Origin of the sequence: Luteimonas sp. MC1825, from assembly GCF_014764385.1 — a bacterium.
In the GTDB taxonomy this organism is placed as follows: domain Bacteria; phylum Pseudomonadota; class Gammaproteobacteria; order Xanthomonadales; family Xanthomonadaceae; genus Luteimonas.
On sequence record NZ_CP061714.1, the window covers coordinates 1,705,218 to 1,718,511 of the forward strand.

General features: G+C 72.5%; 16 protein-coding genes. 3 read left to right on the plus strand and 13 right to left on the minus strand.

The genetic code is table 11. The features are described from left to right. Positions 1-15: 15 nt before the first annotated feature. From IDM46_RS07815 to IDM46_RS07865, 11 genes are all read right to left on the minus strand, one after another. The gene (locus IDM46_RS07815; RefSeq protein WP_221441848.1) at positions 16-636 is read right to left on the minus strand and encodes a hypothetical protein; all 621 of its coding nucleotides are present in this window, start codon (positions 634-636) and stop codon (positions 16-18) included. A 75-nt stretch (positions 637-711) separates the two neighbouring features. After that, a complete protein-coding gene (locus IDM46_RS07820) occupies positions 712-1,581 on the minus strand; it encodes a hypothetical protein (RefSeq protein ID WP_185115382.1) in 870 nt (289 codons plus the stop codon). After that, positions 1,578-1,952 carry a DUF6164 family protein gene (locus tag IDM46_RS07825; protein ID WP_185115383.1) on the minus strand — a complete coding sequence of 125 codons (375 nt, stop codon included), beginning with the start codon at positions 1,950-1,952 and terminating at the stop codon, positions 1,578-1,580. The genes IDM46_RS07820 and IDM46_RS07825 overlap by 4 nt, the downstream gene beginning before the upstream one ends. A 28-nt stretch (positions 1,953-1,980) precedes the next feature. Beyond that, complete coding sequence (locus IDM46_RS07830) at positions 1,981-3,831, minus strand: GGDEF domain-containing protein (protein WP_191073329.1); 1,851 nt, start codon at positions 3,829-3,831, stop codon at positions 1,981-1,983. Positions 3,832-3,858: 27 nt separating this feature from the next. Beyond that, on the minus strand, positions 3,859-4,137 hold the full coding sequence (locus IDM46_RS07835) for a hypothetical protein (protein WP_185115385.1): 279 nt from the start codon (positions 4,135-4,137) through the stop codon (positions 3,859-3,861). An 11-nt stretch (positions 4,138-4,148) separates the two neighbouring features. Further along, positions 4,149-4,967: an SAM-dependent methyltransferase gene (locus tag IDM46_RS07840; protein ID WP_182820751.1), complete on the minus strand. Its 819-nt coding sequence runs from the start codon at positions 4,965-4,967 to the stop codon at positions 4,149-4,151. Next, positions 4,967-5,494 carry a GNAT family N-acetyltransferase gene (locus tag IDM46_RS07845; RefSeq protein ID WP_185115386.1) on the minus strand — a complete coding sequence of 176 codons (528 nt, stop codon included), beginning with the start codon at positions 5,492-5,494 and terminating at the stop codon, positions 4,967-4,969. Before IDM46_RS07845 ends, IDM46_RS07840 begins: the two co-directional genes overlap by 1 nt. A gap of 18 nt (positions 5,495-5,512) precedes the next feature. Further along, complete coding sequence (locus IDM46_RS07850; RefSeq protein WP_185115387.1) at positions 5,513-6,133, minus strand: hypothetical protein; 621 nt, start codon at positions 6,131-6,133, stop codon at positions 5,513-5,515. Beyond that, positions 6,126-6,929, minus strand: coding sequence for a transferase (locus tag IDM46_RS07855; protein WP_223877932.1), 804 nt, complete (start codon positions 6,927-6,929; stop codon positions 6,126-6,128). The genes IDM46_RS07850 and IDM46_RS07855 overlap by 8 nt, the downstream gene beginning before the upstream one ends. A 172-nt stretch (positions 6,930-7,101) precedes the next feature. After that, positions 7,102-7,368 carry a DksA/TraR family C4-type zinc finger protein gene (locus IDM46_RS07860; RefSeq protein WP_182820744.1) on the minus strand — a complete coding sequence of 89 codons (267 nt, stop codon included), beginning with the start codon at positions 7,366-7,368 and terminating at the stop codon, positions 7,102-7,104. A gap of 76 nt (positions 7,369-7,444) precedes the next feature. Beyond that, positions 7,445-7,684, minus strand: a complete 240-nt coding sequence (locus tag IDM46_RS07865) for a hypothetical protein (RefSeq protein WP_182820742.1) — start codon at positions 7,682-7,684, stop codon at positions 7,445-7,447. Between the two features lie 166 nt (positions 7,685-7,850). Between IDM46_RS07865 and IDM46_RS07870 the strand changes: the two genes are divergently transcribed. Next, positions 7,851-10,925, plus strand: coding sequence for a ligand-binding sensor domain-containing diguanylate cyclase (locus IDM46_RS07870; RefSeq protein ID WP_185115388.1), 3,075 nt, complete (start codon positions 7,851-7,853; stop codon positions 10,923-10,925). 53 nt (positions 10,926-10,978) lie between these two features. Further along, the gene (locus IDM46_RS07875; RefSeq protein ID WP_182820737.1) at positions 10,979-12,298 is read left to right on the plus strand and encodes a mechanosensitive ion channel family protein; all 1,320 of its coding nucleotides are present in this window, start codon (positions 10,979-10,981) and stop codon (positions 12,296-12,298) included. A gap of 71 nt (positions 12,299-12,369) precedes the next feature. On the opposite strand, the gene IDM46_RS07880 is transcribed toward IDM46_RS07875, so the two are convergent. Next, entirely contained in the window at positions 12,370-12,528 is a 159-nt protein-coding gene (locus tag IDM46_RS07880) for a hypothetical protein (RefSeq protein ID WP_185115389.1), read from the minus strand. Here IDM46_RS07880 and IDM46_RS07885 point away from each other — a divergent pair. Continuing rightward, positions 12,515-12,715, plus strand: coding sequence for a hypothetical protein (locus IDM46_RS07885; protein ID WP_182820733.1), 201 nt, complete (start codon positions 12,515-12,517; stop codon positions 12,713-12,715). The genes IDM46_RS07880 and IDM46_RS07885 overlap by 14 nt on opposite strands. Here the strand turns inward: IDM46_RS07885 and IDM46_RS07890 are convergent, their stop codons facing one another. Continuing rightward, the gene (locus tag IDM46_RS07890) at positions 12,716-13,255 is read right to left on the minus strand and encodes a hypothetical protein (RefSeq protein WP_185115390.1); all 540 of its coding nucleotides are present in this window, start codon (positions 13,253-13,255) and stop codon (positions 12,716-12,718) included. Between the last annotated feature and the right edge of the window lie 39 nt (positions 13,256-13,294).

Here is a 13,294-nt window from a genome sequence, read left to right on the forward strand (position 1 = left end):
ACGACTGCCCGGGCCTCAAGGCCTGGCGAGGTAGAAGGTGGATGCGCACAGCGTCGTTCCGGTCGCGGTGGCGGCCGGGATGCCGCCGCCTTCCAGCGCCAGCAGCTTGACCAGCCGGTAGTCGCCCTCGACATGGCTGGCGAGCGCGAAGTAGCCGGTCGCGTTGCGGCCGCAGAACGCGTTGTCGGGATGCGCGGTGGGTCGCGTCTCTTCGATCACGCGGCGCAGTTCCACCGGTTGGCCGGCGTCGATCGACATCACGTCGGCATAGCGCTGGCCGGCGGCGTACTCGTCGCCGCCGCGCACGATCGCGACGCGCTCGGTCAGGAACGCCGCGCCATTGGCAGCGGTGATGCGGCCGTCCTCGATCTCCACGACGCCGGTCATGGCCTCGGCCACCGGATTGCCGGGCTCGAAGCGGCCCAGCGCCAGTGGCCGCAGGGTCGGCGGCGCGGCGCGCTCGATGGTGGCGTTGGCGGTGTCGGGCTCGAGCGCTTCGCGCGGCATCGGCGGCGGCGCGCTGGTCACCGCTGGCTGGCCGGCGGTGGCGACGGGTGCTTCCCTGCCGCCGCAGGCGGACAGGGCGAGGGCGATCAGTGCGAAGGCACACGCGTGTCGGGACTTTGCTGGATTCAATGCGATGCCAGGGCGGGATGCGACGCCCGATCATAGACGCGCCGCGTTCAACGCGCGTTAGTTGCGCAGCTGCGGTCAGCGCGGCTCGGGCAGCGCCGGCGTGGTCTCGCTGAGGATCCGCAGGCTTTCCGCCTGGCGGATGCGGCGTGCCTCGAGTTCGGCGGCGATGGCGTCGCCGGCTGGCGTGCCGGGCCGGGCATCCGCGTCCGCGGCATCGGCGCGCAGCGCGCGTCCCGGCAACACGCTGCCGCCGGCGAACTGCGGCGGCGGCGCGTCGCCGGCCACGTTGGCGGCACACTCCGCGGCGAGCGCCGCTGCCGGGCGACGCCCGCCGGCCGCGACTTCCTGCACGGTGATGGCGACACCGGTGACGTCACCATGCGCAGCCAGCCGACGGCAGGCCTCGGCAATCAACTGGTGGCCGCTCGCGCCGCCGGCCGCCACCAGCAGCATGCTCATGCGATCCACCCAGCCGGCCGCTCGCACGCCCGGCATCGCCTCGACCTCGCGCCGCGCGGCCTCGCGGCGGATCGCGCTGCCGCGGTCGGCCAGCATCGCCTCGCGTTGCGTGCGCGCATCGAGGCTGGCAAGCCGCGCCATCACCTGCTCTTCGTCGCCGCGTCCGGCATCACGGCCGAGCGCCTCGACCTGCGCGCCGCTCGCGGACACGGCTTCGACATCCCGGGTCGGTCGCGATGGTGCCGACGACGTGGCCGCTGCCGGTGCGGCATGTCCCGCATCGGCCGACGCGGGCACGGTGGCGACCGGGGCGGCGGGCGGATCGGCCGCGCCGGGCCCGATCCAGTCGCGCACGCTGCGATAGCCGAGCCAGGGCAACACCAGCAACAGCACCACGACCACCCGAAACACCTTTCGCGCACGGCGCCGCCGCAGGTGGGCGGCGCGATCGGGCCAGTGCGGCTGCCGGGCCGCCTTGTCGTTCACGCCCAGGCGCGCCACAGCAGCAGCACCGGCAGGGCCACCAGCGCGAGCAGCAGCACGATGCCGGCCACGGTCGCCACCACGCGCAGCGGCTCGGCGCGCGCGACGTCGCGCAGCGTCTCGGCCCGGCCCTCGCCCAGCTCGCGCGCGCGCGCCTCACGTGCCTGTGCCTGGCGCCGCGCCTGGTACTCGTCCATCAGCCGTCGCGCCTTCGGGAAGTCGGCGTCGTCGCTGACCCAGATGCCGCCATACGAAATGCCCCAGCGGCTCGGCAGGGTTTCGTGGAAGCCTATGGCGTGCGCGTCGAGGAACGCGCGCACCTCGTCGGCCTCGTCGTCGGGCACCATGCGCATGTTGAGGAGCAGCTTGGCCATGGCGGCAAGGATACCCGCCGCGGCCGCCTCAGGACGCCGTGGCGCGCCGCCTTTCGCCCGTGTGCAGCGACACGGGCTCGTCCATGCGCGCCGATGGCGGATGGGCATCGGCCACCGGCAGCGCGGCAGGCCCGGGGATCCCGTACAGGCATACGCGGTTGCGGCCGCCGCGCTTGGCGCGATAGAGCATGCGGTCGGCGTGTGTCAGCAGTCGCGTCAGGTCGTACCCGGACAGCGTGGTGGTGCTGATGCCGAAGCTCGCGGTGACGGCGAAGGCATACCCGCTTCCACGCGTGTCGATGGCGGCGATGCAGCGGCGGCACTCTTCGGCGACACGCACCGCCTCGGCACCGTCCGCGCCAACCAGGAGCAGCGCGAATTCCTCGCCTCCGAGGCGCCCGAACCAGTCGACGTCGCGGCGCGCCGTGGCGCAGGCCTCCACCACGCGCTGCAGCACCCAGTCGCCCACGCCATGCCCGTAGTGGTCGTTGATCGACTTGAACCGGTCGAGGTCGAACATCACCAGCGCGGCGTCCTCGCCCATCCGCGCGCTGCGCGCCAGCGTGGCCGCGGCGCGGTCGTTGAAGTGGTGGCGGTTGCTGATGCCGGTCAGTGCGTCGGTTTCAGCCAGGTGCCGCAGCGAGACCTGCACGCGCTTGGTCTTGTAGGCCCAGAACGCGATCGAGGCCAGCAACAAGAGCAGCATCAGCACCAGCAGGCGGGAATTCTGCGCCGACTGTTCCTGCACGCGCTGCTGCAGCTGCAGCACTTCGTTCTGGCGGTTGAGCAGCTCGATCTGCTGGGTCTGCTGAAACGTTTCGTGGCTGACGATCTGGTAGGCCAGCTCGCGCGCCTTCACTTCGTCGAGCTGCGCCTTGTCGGCCTCGGCGTACCGGCGGTAGTGGGCCAGCGCCTGCACGGGATCGTTGCGCGCCTCGGCCACGCGATAGCGGGTCAGGTGCGCCGCGACCAGCGACCTGGTGAAATCGCCGCCCCCGCGCTCGATGGTGGCCAGTGCATGGGCATCTGCCCCGGCCGGGTCGCCGGCGGCCAGCTTGTATTCCGCCAGCAGCGCGTGGAACTCGCCGATCAGCGGCGGGTAGCCGGTGCGCTCGACCTCGGGCAGGTGGCGCTCGAGGATCGCGACCGCGCGCGGCCGGTTGCCCTCGCCGTCCCACTTGCGCGCGAGCATGGCCCGCACCAGGTTGGCCACCACCGCCTCGCGCTGGGCCTCGCAGACGTCGACCAGCGCGGTGAACTCGCGGTCCTCGGCCGGTGACTGCTTCAGCTCCTGCATCGCCTGGAGACGGGTCTGGCCGGCAAAGCACCGGGCGCGGGGCGCTTCGGTCGTGGACAACACGCGCTCGGCGTACTCGCGCCCGATCCGGTACTGCCCGGCCTGGTTGTGGATGACCGCCGCCACGCCGAACACGTGCTCGCGGTTGGCGTCGTCGATGTCGTCGCGGGTGAACGGCAATACCTTGCCGAGCATGCGCAGGCCGCCCGCGAAGTCGCGGGTGATCGCGCGTGCATTGACCACCAGCGCGCCGGCGCGGACCTTCATGTTGGCACCCTGCGCACGCTCGAACAGCGCGGTGGCCGCGGCGATGCCCTCCTCGTAGCGACCGCCAAGCACCAGCGCGTACGCGTTCAGGTAGTCAAGGCGCTCGCCTTGCCCGGCCGTGAGGTCGTCGGGCGTGGTGGCGTTGAGTTCGGCGAGAAGTTCGCGGAACGTGGCCGGATCGGCACTGCGCAGCGTGTCGGCCTGTTCGAGGCGGGCGTCGAACGTCGCCGCCGGGCCGGCATTTTCCGCGCCCACCACGACCGCCCCCGGCAGGAGGCTCACCAACAGGCAGACCATCAGCCACTGCTTGCGCATTGTTGCCGGCGACTCCGTGTGTGCGCGTCAGCTTTCGGGCGACTCGTCCGGCGGGTCGCGCTTGTCGTCGTCGTCCGGACGATCCCGCTGCGGGGGTGCCGGCGTGTCTTCCTGGGGTGTCCAGAGCTGCATCATCACGTGCTCGGGAGCGCCGAGCAGGACAGCCAGGCCGGGACCGTCGCCGGACAGCAGCGCGGCACGCTGGGCCGCATCGAGGCCGGAGGAGGCGTCAGCCGCAAGCCCGGTGGGGCACATGTGCGCCGGGCTCGCGCCCAGCGCCTCGAGGATACGGATCGCATTCGACATCGGTGGGTCCCCTAATCAGTGGTCTGGATGGTGGTGAAACCTGGCTCGGCGGCTTCGATCGCGGCGATCTCCTCCAGCATCGCGCGGTCCCGCTGCAGCGCCGCACAAGGCGGCAGCACCAGCGTCGTCTGTGGATGCAACCCCGCTCCCCCGAGGCCTGACAGCCGCATCCCCTCGATGCGCGGCCGGGCCGTGGCGAGCGTAGCAGCTTCGTACAGCGTCACGTGGTGGTCCGCCGGGTAGTCCTGGAGCAGGCGCTGCAGCAGCAGGCGCTGCCACGCGCCCATGGAGAGTTGACGTCCTCCCGGCCCGGAAACGGCCATCCCCACCTGCCACAGCACCAGCAGCGCGCCGCGGTCCACCTGGCGGCGGTACTGCAGGAACTGCCCCGCTTCGAAATGCTGGCAGCCGGTGGCGCCCGGATCGAGGCCGAGGTCGGCGTACAGGCAATCCTCGGCGGAGATGCCCGGCTCCATGTGCGCCGTGTAGCCCTCGGCGCGGGCCTGGGCGATGGCCTGGTGCGGTGCCACCGCGAACACCCCGGGATGCCCATAGAACGCGGCGCAGACGCGCTGGCCGGCGCGCACCTCGCACAGCATCAGCCCGACCATGTCGGCGTAGGCCTGGCGCCTGCTGCGGCCACCGCCGTAACACGGCTGCAGGCTGCGCACGTCGCGGTGCATGCCCTGCAGCCAGAGTTCCACCAGCGGATCCGACACCGCCATGAACACCACATCCGCACCCTCGATGGTGGCGCGCGCACGTGCGCCGATGTGGGCGCCGAGCATCATGCCGATGCCGACGCACGCCAGGCTTCCCGCTTTCGACATCACCCTGCCTCCTGCGTCGCGCGTGCCCAGTGCGCGCGCGTCAGCCGCCAGCGGCATTCCCCGGCCAGGCCGTCCGCCGCGGGTTGGAACCCGGCGCGCCTCATCAGCCCTGCCGCCGCGGCGTGGTCGCGCACATGGCGCGTCCACAAGGCCAGCAACGGAGACGCGGTGAATGCCACGTCGACCAGGGCCGCGATGCCCGCGCTGGCGACGCCGGCTCCCTGTGCCCCGGGCGGCAGCAGCACGCCGACTTCGGCAGCGTCGCCGGCGCCGGCGTGGATCTGCAGCGCCATCAGGCCAGCGGGTGGACCGGCAACGGTGGCGGCAACACGCCATGGCAGCAGCCAATACGCGGCACGCGGGGGCCGCGCGGCGAGTTGCGCCATGACGCGCGCGAATGCCGTGCGCCCAGCCTCGGGCGCGAGGGCCGGGCCGACATGACGCATCGTGTCCGGGTCGCCATACAGCGCGCAGTACAGCGCTTCATCGCGCGCCTCGAGGACGCGCAGCGGGGTCCCCGCGAGCACGGGTGCGGGTATCCGCACTCAGCGCCACCCGGCCAGCACGCGACGCAGGTTCGCGCGCGCCGGCGCATCCAGGCGCGCATGGAACCAGTCGCTGAGGTAGATACGCTCGCTGGCGAGCAGCGCCTCGAGGAATTTCCTGCGCCCGCGGCGGAACAGCCATGCGGGCACGCGCCCCCGGTATTCCCTGGCGATCCCTTGGTCATAGGCGTCGAATTCGGCGGCAGCGGCGCCCAGGATCGCCATGTCGCAATCCAGGAAATGCATGCTGTCGCCGGCGTCGGGCCCGTCACCGAGATCGGCCCTGGCGATGTGTCCGTGGCGTGCCGTGAGTTCGACCAGGCGCGCGACGCGGACCGTGTCGATGCCCGCGTCCGGCAGCCAGCGCGCGATGGCGTCCCCGGCCAGGGCCGCCGAGCGCGACTCGTTGTCGCGGCGACCGGCGACGTAGATCGCGTCGTGGTACAGGACGGCCAGCCAGACCTCGCGCGGGCGATGCCAGCCGGGGCCGTCGTCCACCTCTTCGAATCGCGCGAGCACCGCTTCGACATGGTCGAAGCCGTGATACGCCCGCGGCGGGGTGGCGTACGCGGCGCGAAGCGCCGCGAGCTGTCCCGCCGGCAGCGGCACGCGCTCATGCATCGACCTGCACCCCGACGCCACGCAGGCGCAGGGCACGCGCGACGCGCTCGAGCGAAGGCGACAGCGCCGCATGCGCCGCGGCGGGCAGTGCCGCGCGCACGCGGGCGAGGTCCGCCGCGTCGCCTGCCGGCGCCACGCCGGCCCAGGCGAACACGACCTGGTTGCTCATGCGCGGCTCCTTCACCACCAGCACGTTGCCGGCGCCGAAGCTCCGTCTCAGCCGCTCGAGGTGCGGCGCGGTGTCGACGCAGAACAGGTTGGTGGCGAGCACGCCACCGGGGCGCAATGCGTTCCGGCAGGCGTCGTGGAAGGCAGGCGTGGACAGCGCCACCGGAATGCCGCCGGCGTCGTAGCCATCCACCAGCAGCAGGTCGTAGCGGCCGGGCCGGGCCGCGACGAAGCGCGCGCCGTCATCCAGCACGACCTCCAGGCGGGCGTCGTCATCCGGCACCTGGAACTCCCGGCGCAGGGCGATCACGCCGGGATGGTTCTCAACGACCTCCAGCCGCGCGCCCGGCAGGTGCCGGTGGATGAATTTCGCCTGGGAACCACCACCCAGCCCGACCATGCAGATCGTGCGCGGGCGTGGTTGCCACAACAGGGCCGCAAGCATCGTGCGGGTGTAATCGATCAGCAACTGGTCGGGCGCATCCCCGAGCATCCGGCTCTGCGTCTGGCCACGCGTGAACTGCAGCGCGGTGTACGCGCCGACGCGCCGCAGGCGGGCCGGGCGCAGCGGCAGCCCGGTCGGGTCGAGCGGACGGACGCGGCGGCGCAGACCGGCAAGCCAGGTCACAATCCGCCGCCCGATTCGGCCGTCATCCAACTGCACGCACATCCCGCTTGCAAAGACGCCGGCAGCCTAGCGCAGCAATCGTCCGGCCGTCAGCACCCATGCCTCGTGCAGCGACGGCTGAACGCCCGGTGGCCACTGCCCGCCCTGCAGCGGATCCACTGACCGGGCGGGATCAGCGCAGCTGGCTGTCCTTGCTGCCGCGGCGGTTGTATCCGCCTGCCGCACCCTCGTCTTCGTCGCGCACGGCCTGGCACGCGACGCACAGCCGCACGCCGGGCACGGCCTTGCGGCGCGCGTCGGGAATGGCGGCGTCGCATTCCTCGCAGTTCGCCAGTCCCGGCCCCTGCGGCATCCGGCTGCGCGCCCGTTCGATGCCGTCCTTCACGGTGGCATCGATCTGGTCCTGCACCGCTCCGTCTCCAGCCCAGCCCGTGGCCATGGTGGCGCCCCGCCTTGTGTCTGCCGTAGCGGGAGTTATCGGGACGCGATGCCGGAAGACAAGCCTTCCAGCCGGGTCAGCCCCCGCAGCCGCCGCAACAGGTCGAAGGCTGCTGCTCCACTGCACTCGCTGGCGTGTCCAGGCCGGTCGAGCTCAACAGGGCCGCCACCTCCGCGGCCCCCAGCGTGGTCGCCACGCGCAGCGGTGAACCGCTGGCGTGCAGGTCGGCCAGGGCCGCGGGATCGGCGGCGCGCAGCGCCTCGTTCACGGCGGCCACGTTGGCCACCCGGCCATTCAGGGCGATTTCGTATTCCATGGTCTCATCCTGTCGCAGGCGCCCATCGCGCCGTACCGCCATCGTCGGCCGCGCAGCGGTCGCCGGCCATGATCCGGGTCAAGCGCGATGCACGGCGCTTGAGGCCAGTGGCACGTGTCTTGCATGCTTGGACGCGATGCCGCGACCAACCACCTTCCGGACCACCTTGGCCAGGCGCCTCGCCGCGATGGTGTTGCTGCTGGTGGCAGCGCCGGCGCTGGCGGCCGACCTCGCGGCACCGCAGCGGCTGGAAGCCTTCGGGCCTGATGAAGGGCTGCCGCAGTCGACGGTGAACGCGCTCGCCGGCGACGACCAGGGCTTCCTGTGGGTCGCCACCCAGGACGGCCTTGCCCGCTTCGATGGCCACCGCTTCCAGTCCTGGCGGCGCAAGCGCCGGGACGACCAGGGCCTTGCCAGCAGCAGCATCGACGCGCTGGCATTCGAGCCTGGCACCACAAGGCTCTGGCTCGGCACCGACGACACCGGCGTCGAGATCATCCACCTGCCGACCTGGGAGCGCGTCCGCTTCACCCGCGGCGACGGGCTGTCCAACGACCGCATCACATCGATCCTGGTGGACCCCGATGGCGGCGCATGGATCGGGACGGCCGCTGGACTCGACCACGTCGGCATTGCACCGCGCCACGTGCGCAAGCTGGGGGGCGGCGAGATCGCCGGCGTGGCAGCACTGACGCAGGGCGGCGCACTCGCCCTCGGCCGCGACTGCCGCCTCTGGCACGCCACGCCCGCGACGCTGACCGCCCTGCCCCACCGCGGCGGCAGCGGCAGCGCCTGCATCGCGCTGCAGTCGGGTCCGGAAGGTGCGTGGATCGCCAGTGAACGGGGTGGCCTGGCGCTGGTGGATGTCCGCGACGGGCGGCGGCTGCGCAGTTACACCGTCGGCGAACTGCAACCCGGGGCCAGCGTGATCACGGCCCTGTTGCGCAGGCGCGACGGCAGCGTGCTGGTCGGCTTCGGCAACGGCGCCGTCGCGCAACTGGACGCGGCCGGGCCGAGGCCCCTGCAACTCGACCGCGACCTCGGCAATCCGGTGGTGACGCTCCATGAGAGCGCGACCGATGCGTTGTGGATCGGCACGTACACCTCGGGGCTGTACTTCGCGCGCCCGCTGTCGCACGTGATCCGCTTCGGGCGCTCCGACGCCGCGCAGATGCAGGGCTGGCCCAGCGTCAGCCTGCGCGCGCTCTGGGGCGAGGGCGGGCACCTGCTGGTCGGTACCGACAACGGCCTCATGCAACAGCGCGCGGCCGGCGGCGAATGGATGCAGGTGCCGGGTTTCGAAGGCCGGACGGTGCGCGTGATCGGTCGCGCGATCGATGGCGGCTGGTGGATCGGCACCCACGACGGCCTGTGGCACTGGCCCGGCGGCGGCGCGCCACGGCGCATCCCCGGCCTGCCCGATCCGCGCATCGACGCCATGCTGGTCGAAGGCGGCACGGTCTGGGTCGCGACCCGCGGCGGCCTGGCCCGCGTCAGCAATGGCGAGGTCGTCGAGGATCCCGCACTCGCACCGCTCGCCGGCCGCCAGGTCACCGCACTGCTGCGCGACGACGATCGCCTGTGGATCGCGACCAATACCGGCGGGCTCTGGCAGCTCGACGCGGGCGCGGTGGCCGCGCCGTCGCGGCACGCGGGCCTGCACCACTCGCTGTGGTCGCTGGCCGCCGACGACGACGCGCTGTGGGTGGGCAGCTACAGCCACGGCCTGTACCGGATCGACCGCGGCAGCGGCGCGATCCGCAACTACAGCGACCGCGACGGACTGGCCAACAACGTGGTGTACGCGATCCTGCGCGACGCCGCCGGACGCCTGTGGCTGAGCACCAACAACGGGCTGTCCGTGGTCGCCCCCGGCGACGGGTCCATCCAGGTGCTGGGGCCGCGCGACGGCCTGCAGAACCGCGAGTACAACAGCGGCTCGGGGTTCCGCGACCGCGGCGGCCTGCTGTATTTCGGCGGCACGCGCGGCCTGGACGTGCTCGATCCGGACAGGCTGCCCGCGCAGAGCCCCTCGGCCCGCGCGGTGCTGACCACGCTGCGCATCTCGCCTTCGGGCGCCGGCGGCGACGAGGCCGCGTCGGTGGAATCGGACATCGTGTATGCCGACCGCCTGTCGCTGGCGTGGCGCGACCGCATGTTCTCCATCGCCATGACGTCGATCGACTTCGGCGCCGCGGAAGTGGCACAGCTGCGCTACCGCATGCGCGGCCTGCATGACGCTTGGGTGTATCCACGCGCGCCACGCGCCGAGTTCGCGGTCAGCAGCCTGCCACCCGGCGACTACGTGCTCGAGGTCGAGGCCGCTGGCCGCGACGGCCGCTATGGCGACACACGGCGCCTGGAGCTGCGCATGGCGCCGCCGTGGTGGCGGCATGACCTGGCCTATGCCGGCTACGCGCTCGCGGTGCTCGCGCTGTTCGCCCTGCTGGTGCGCCGCGCGGGCTCGGCGGTGCGTCGCGAGCGCCGCCAGGTCGAGCTCCTGGAGCGCACCGTGGCGGAGCGTACCGCGCAGCTGCAGGAGGCCAACCTGCGGCTGAGCACCACCAACGCCCAGCTCGACATCGCCACCCGTCGCGACCCGCTCACGCGCATCTCCAACCGCCGCGACCTGCAGGACTGGCTGGGCCGCGAGGCCGGCGCGCTGCGCACCGCCATCGAACAGGCCGGCGGCGAGCCGGAGCGGCTGGTGTTCTTCATGATCGACATCGACGACTTCAAGCGGGTCAACGACCGCCACGGCCACCAGGCCGGCGACGAGGTGCTGGTGCACTTCGCCGACCGGCTCCGGCTGCTGAGCCGCGACCACGACCTGCTGGTGCGCTGGGGCGGCGAGGAGTTCCTGCTGATCACCCGCTTCACCCGCGTCGCCGATGCCGCGCAGCTTGCCGAGCGCATCCGCGAGGCGATCGCCGGGCAACCGATCCGGGTCGCACCGGGGCTGGTGCTGCCGCTCACCTGCTCGATCGGGTTCGCGCCGTGGCCGTTCGCGCTGGAATGCCCGGATGTCGGCGACTGGGAAGCCTGCGTGGGCCTGGCCGACCGTTGCCTGTATGCCGCCAAGCGTGGCACCAAGGATGCCTGGGTCGGCGTGGTGCCGGGGCCCCGCCCCGACCGCGCCGGCGTGCAGGCACTGCTGGCGGGCGCTTCGCCCGGAGAGGTCGGCGAGGAGTGCGCGCAGGTGCTGCATTCGGGCACGGTGGCACCGGGTTTCGCGCGCTGACGCGCACCGGCGCATGCACGCGCCGTGGCAGCGGGCCATGCGAGGATTGCGCCATGCATGCTCGCCCCGCGCTCTCTTCGTTTGCCGCCAGCCTGGTGCTGGCGTTCCTGTTCGCGATCGCCGCAGGCCAGCCGGCCCGTGCGCAGGCCGCGAGTGCGCCCGACCCGACCGCGGTCACGCCGGACGCCAGCGCCGACCTCGCGGCCAGCAGGCGCCTGGCGCAGAGCCTGCGCGAGGTCGACGGCCTGCAGGATGTCACGGTCACCGTCCGCGGCGGCGTGGCGCGGCTGCAGGGCGACGTGATCGACATCGAGGACCGCTCGCTCGCCGAACAGGTGGCCGGGCAGCAGGACGGGATCACCGCCGTCGACAACCAGCTGGCGCTCAGCACGCGGCTGTCCGACCGCTTCGACACCGCCACCCAGCTCGCGGTCGACAAGCTGATGCGGCTGGTGGCGGCGCTGCCGCTGCTGGTGGTCGCGATCGCGGTGGTGATGCTGTCGTGGTGGCTGGGCAAGCTGGTGGGCGCGCGCATCGGCCGCCGCCAGTGGCGCAGCGACAATCCGTACTTCGCCAGCCTGCTGCAGCGCCTCGCGCAGTGGCTGACGCTGCTCGGTGGCCTGCTGGTGGCGCTGGACCTGCTCGGTGCCTCCGCGCTGGTCGGGGCGGTGCTGGGTTCCGCAGGCGTGGTCGGGCTGGTGCTCGGCTTCGCGTTCAAGGACATCGCCGAGAACTACGTGGCCGGCATCCTGCTCAGCCTGCGGCGGCCGTTCGTGCCCGGCGACCTGCTGCGCATCGACAGCTATGAAGGCAAGGTCGCGGCACTGACCTCGCGCGCGACGGTGCTGGTGACCCTCGACGGCAACCGCCTCACCCTGCCCAACGCGCTGGTGTTCAAGTCGGTGGTGCTCAACTACACGCGCAACGCGCGCCGGCGCATCGACTTCACCATCCCGGTCGACGGCGGCGAATCGATCCGCCAGGCGCAGCAGGTGGCCATGGGCGCGCTGTGCGCGGTGACGGGCGTGCTCGACGATCCGTCGCCGTCGTGGACGGTCGCCGAGTACGACGCCTCCGGGCTCACGCTGCGCTTCTTCGCGTGGGTGGACCAGCGCCAGGCCGATCCCGGCAAGGTGCGCAGCGAAGCCCTGCACGTGGTGCGCACGGCGCTCGCCGAGGCCGGCATCGAAGCCCCGCGCGCTGTGCATTACGTGGCCCCGCTGCCGCAGGCTGCCATGCCCGCAGCTGCCGAGGCCGTCGGCCCGCCGGCGGACACCTCGGTGAACCGCGACATCGATGCGCAGGTGGCGGCCGAACAGCGCGCACACGCCGATGAAGACCTGATCACCGACGAGCGCGCAGCGGCGACCTGAGGGCCGGCGCGTGCGACGCACCCCGGCCGGGTGGGTCGATTCCTACACGGGCGCGAGCCAGTCACCGACGGTCAGGCCGGCCGCGGGGCGGCAAGCTGCGCAAGCCCCGGCAGCACGGCCGTGCACCGGTCACGGATGCCGCTCAGCAACGGAATGGCCGCGACCTTGAGCAAGTCGTAAAGCTGGGCCGGGGCACCCATCCGCTGGAGCAGCACCGTGGTCAGGATCACGCTGGAGGACGCGGGCTTTCGCGTCCGCGGGTCGAGCTTCGATGAAACCTTCGCCAGCCGCTTCAAGGCCATGATGGCCGCGCACGCGGTGGCCCTGGGCGATGCCACAACGGCCGGTACGGCAATCACGATCGAGCTTCCCGAGGGCTGGGGAGACCGCATCCTGATCGAGCCGCACCGCGGCTGATCACCCCTCGCCAGGGACCGGAGCCGGCATGTCGGCGGGTCGCGCGCATCCGCTGGCGGCAGGGCCGCCGTCCAGCGCGACCGATCCGCGGTAGGGAAACACCGCGCCCGACATGGAGTCCTCGCAGCGCCCCGTGGCAATGCGCACGTCGATCGTGCGTCCGGCATCGTCGCGCGCGCGCACCACGCGTTCTCCCGGCGTGCTGTCGCCGCCATCCTGGATGAAGCGACGGTCGGACACATCGGGGCCGTTGAGCACGACGCGCCCCGCTTCGACACGCGCGTTCCAGAACGGCTCGTTGGTCGAGACCACGAACGCCTCGGGCAGCGCCTGGTCGACAGCGCCTGCCGCGTCCTTCCCCCCCGGCCGCGCGGAGCCGCGGGTTTCCGCTGCCCGGCCCGTCGACACTTCCGAGGCCACCGGCCCCGGCGGGTGCTCGGGCGCGTCGGGCACCTCGGGTGGCGACGGCGGCACCGCCGGGCGGTCGCAGGCCGTGGCCAGGGCCATGAGCAGGATCAGCGGCAGGATTCTCGTGTCCATGGCGACGGGTCTCCATCGGGTCCCGGCGAGCGCGCGGGA

Bases quoted from the DNA above. Each gene is read 5' to 3' on its own strand.
- IDM46_RS07825 (WP_185115383.1), bottom strand. From the start codon at position 1,952: ATGGCCAAGCTGCTCCTCAACATGCGCATGGTGCCCGACGACGAGGCC.
- IDM46_RS07830 (WP_191073329.1), bottom strand. From the start codon at position 3,831: ATGCGCAAGCAGTGGCTGATGGTCTGCCTGTTGGTGAGCCTCCTGCCG.
- IDM46_RS07835 (WP_185115385.1), bottom strand. From the start codon at position 4,137: ATGTCGAATGCGATCCGTATCCTCGAGGCGCTGGGCGCGAGCCCGGCG.
- IDM46_RS07840 (WP_182820751.1), bottom strand. From the start codon at position 4,967: ATGTCGAAAGCGGGAAGCCTGGCGTGCGTCGGCATCGGCATGATGCTC.
- IDM46_RS07850 (WP_185115387.1), bottom strand. From the start codon at position 6,133: ATGCATGAGCGCGTGCCGCTGCCGGCGGGACAGCTCGCGGCGCTTCGC.
- IDM46_RS07860 (WP_182820744.1), bottom strand. From the start codon at position 7,368: ATGGCCACGGGCTGGGCTGGAGACGGAGCGGTGCAGGACCAGATCGAT.
- IDM46_RS07865 (WP_182820742.1), bottom strand. From the start codon at position 7,684: ATGGAATACGAAATCGCCCTGAATGGCCGGGTGGCCAACGTGGCCGCC.
- IDM46_RS07875 (WP_182820737.1), top strand. From the start codon at position 10,979: ATGCATGCTCGCCCCGCGCTCTCTTCGTTTGCCGCCAGCCTGGTGCTG.
- IDM46_RS07890 (WP_185115390.1), bottom strand. From the start codon at position 13,255: ATGGACACGAGAATCCTGCCGCTGATCCTGCTCATGGCCCTGGCCACG.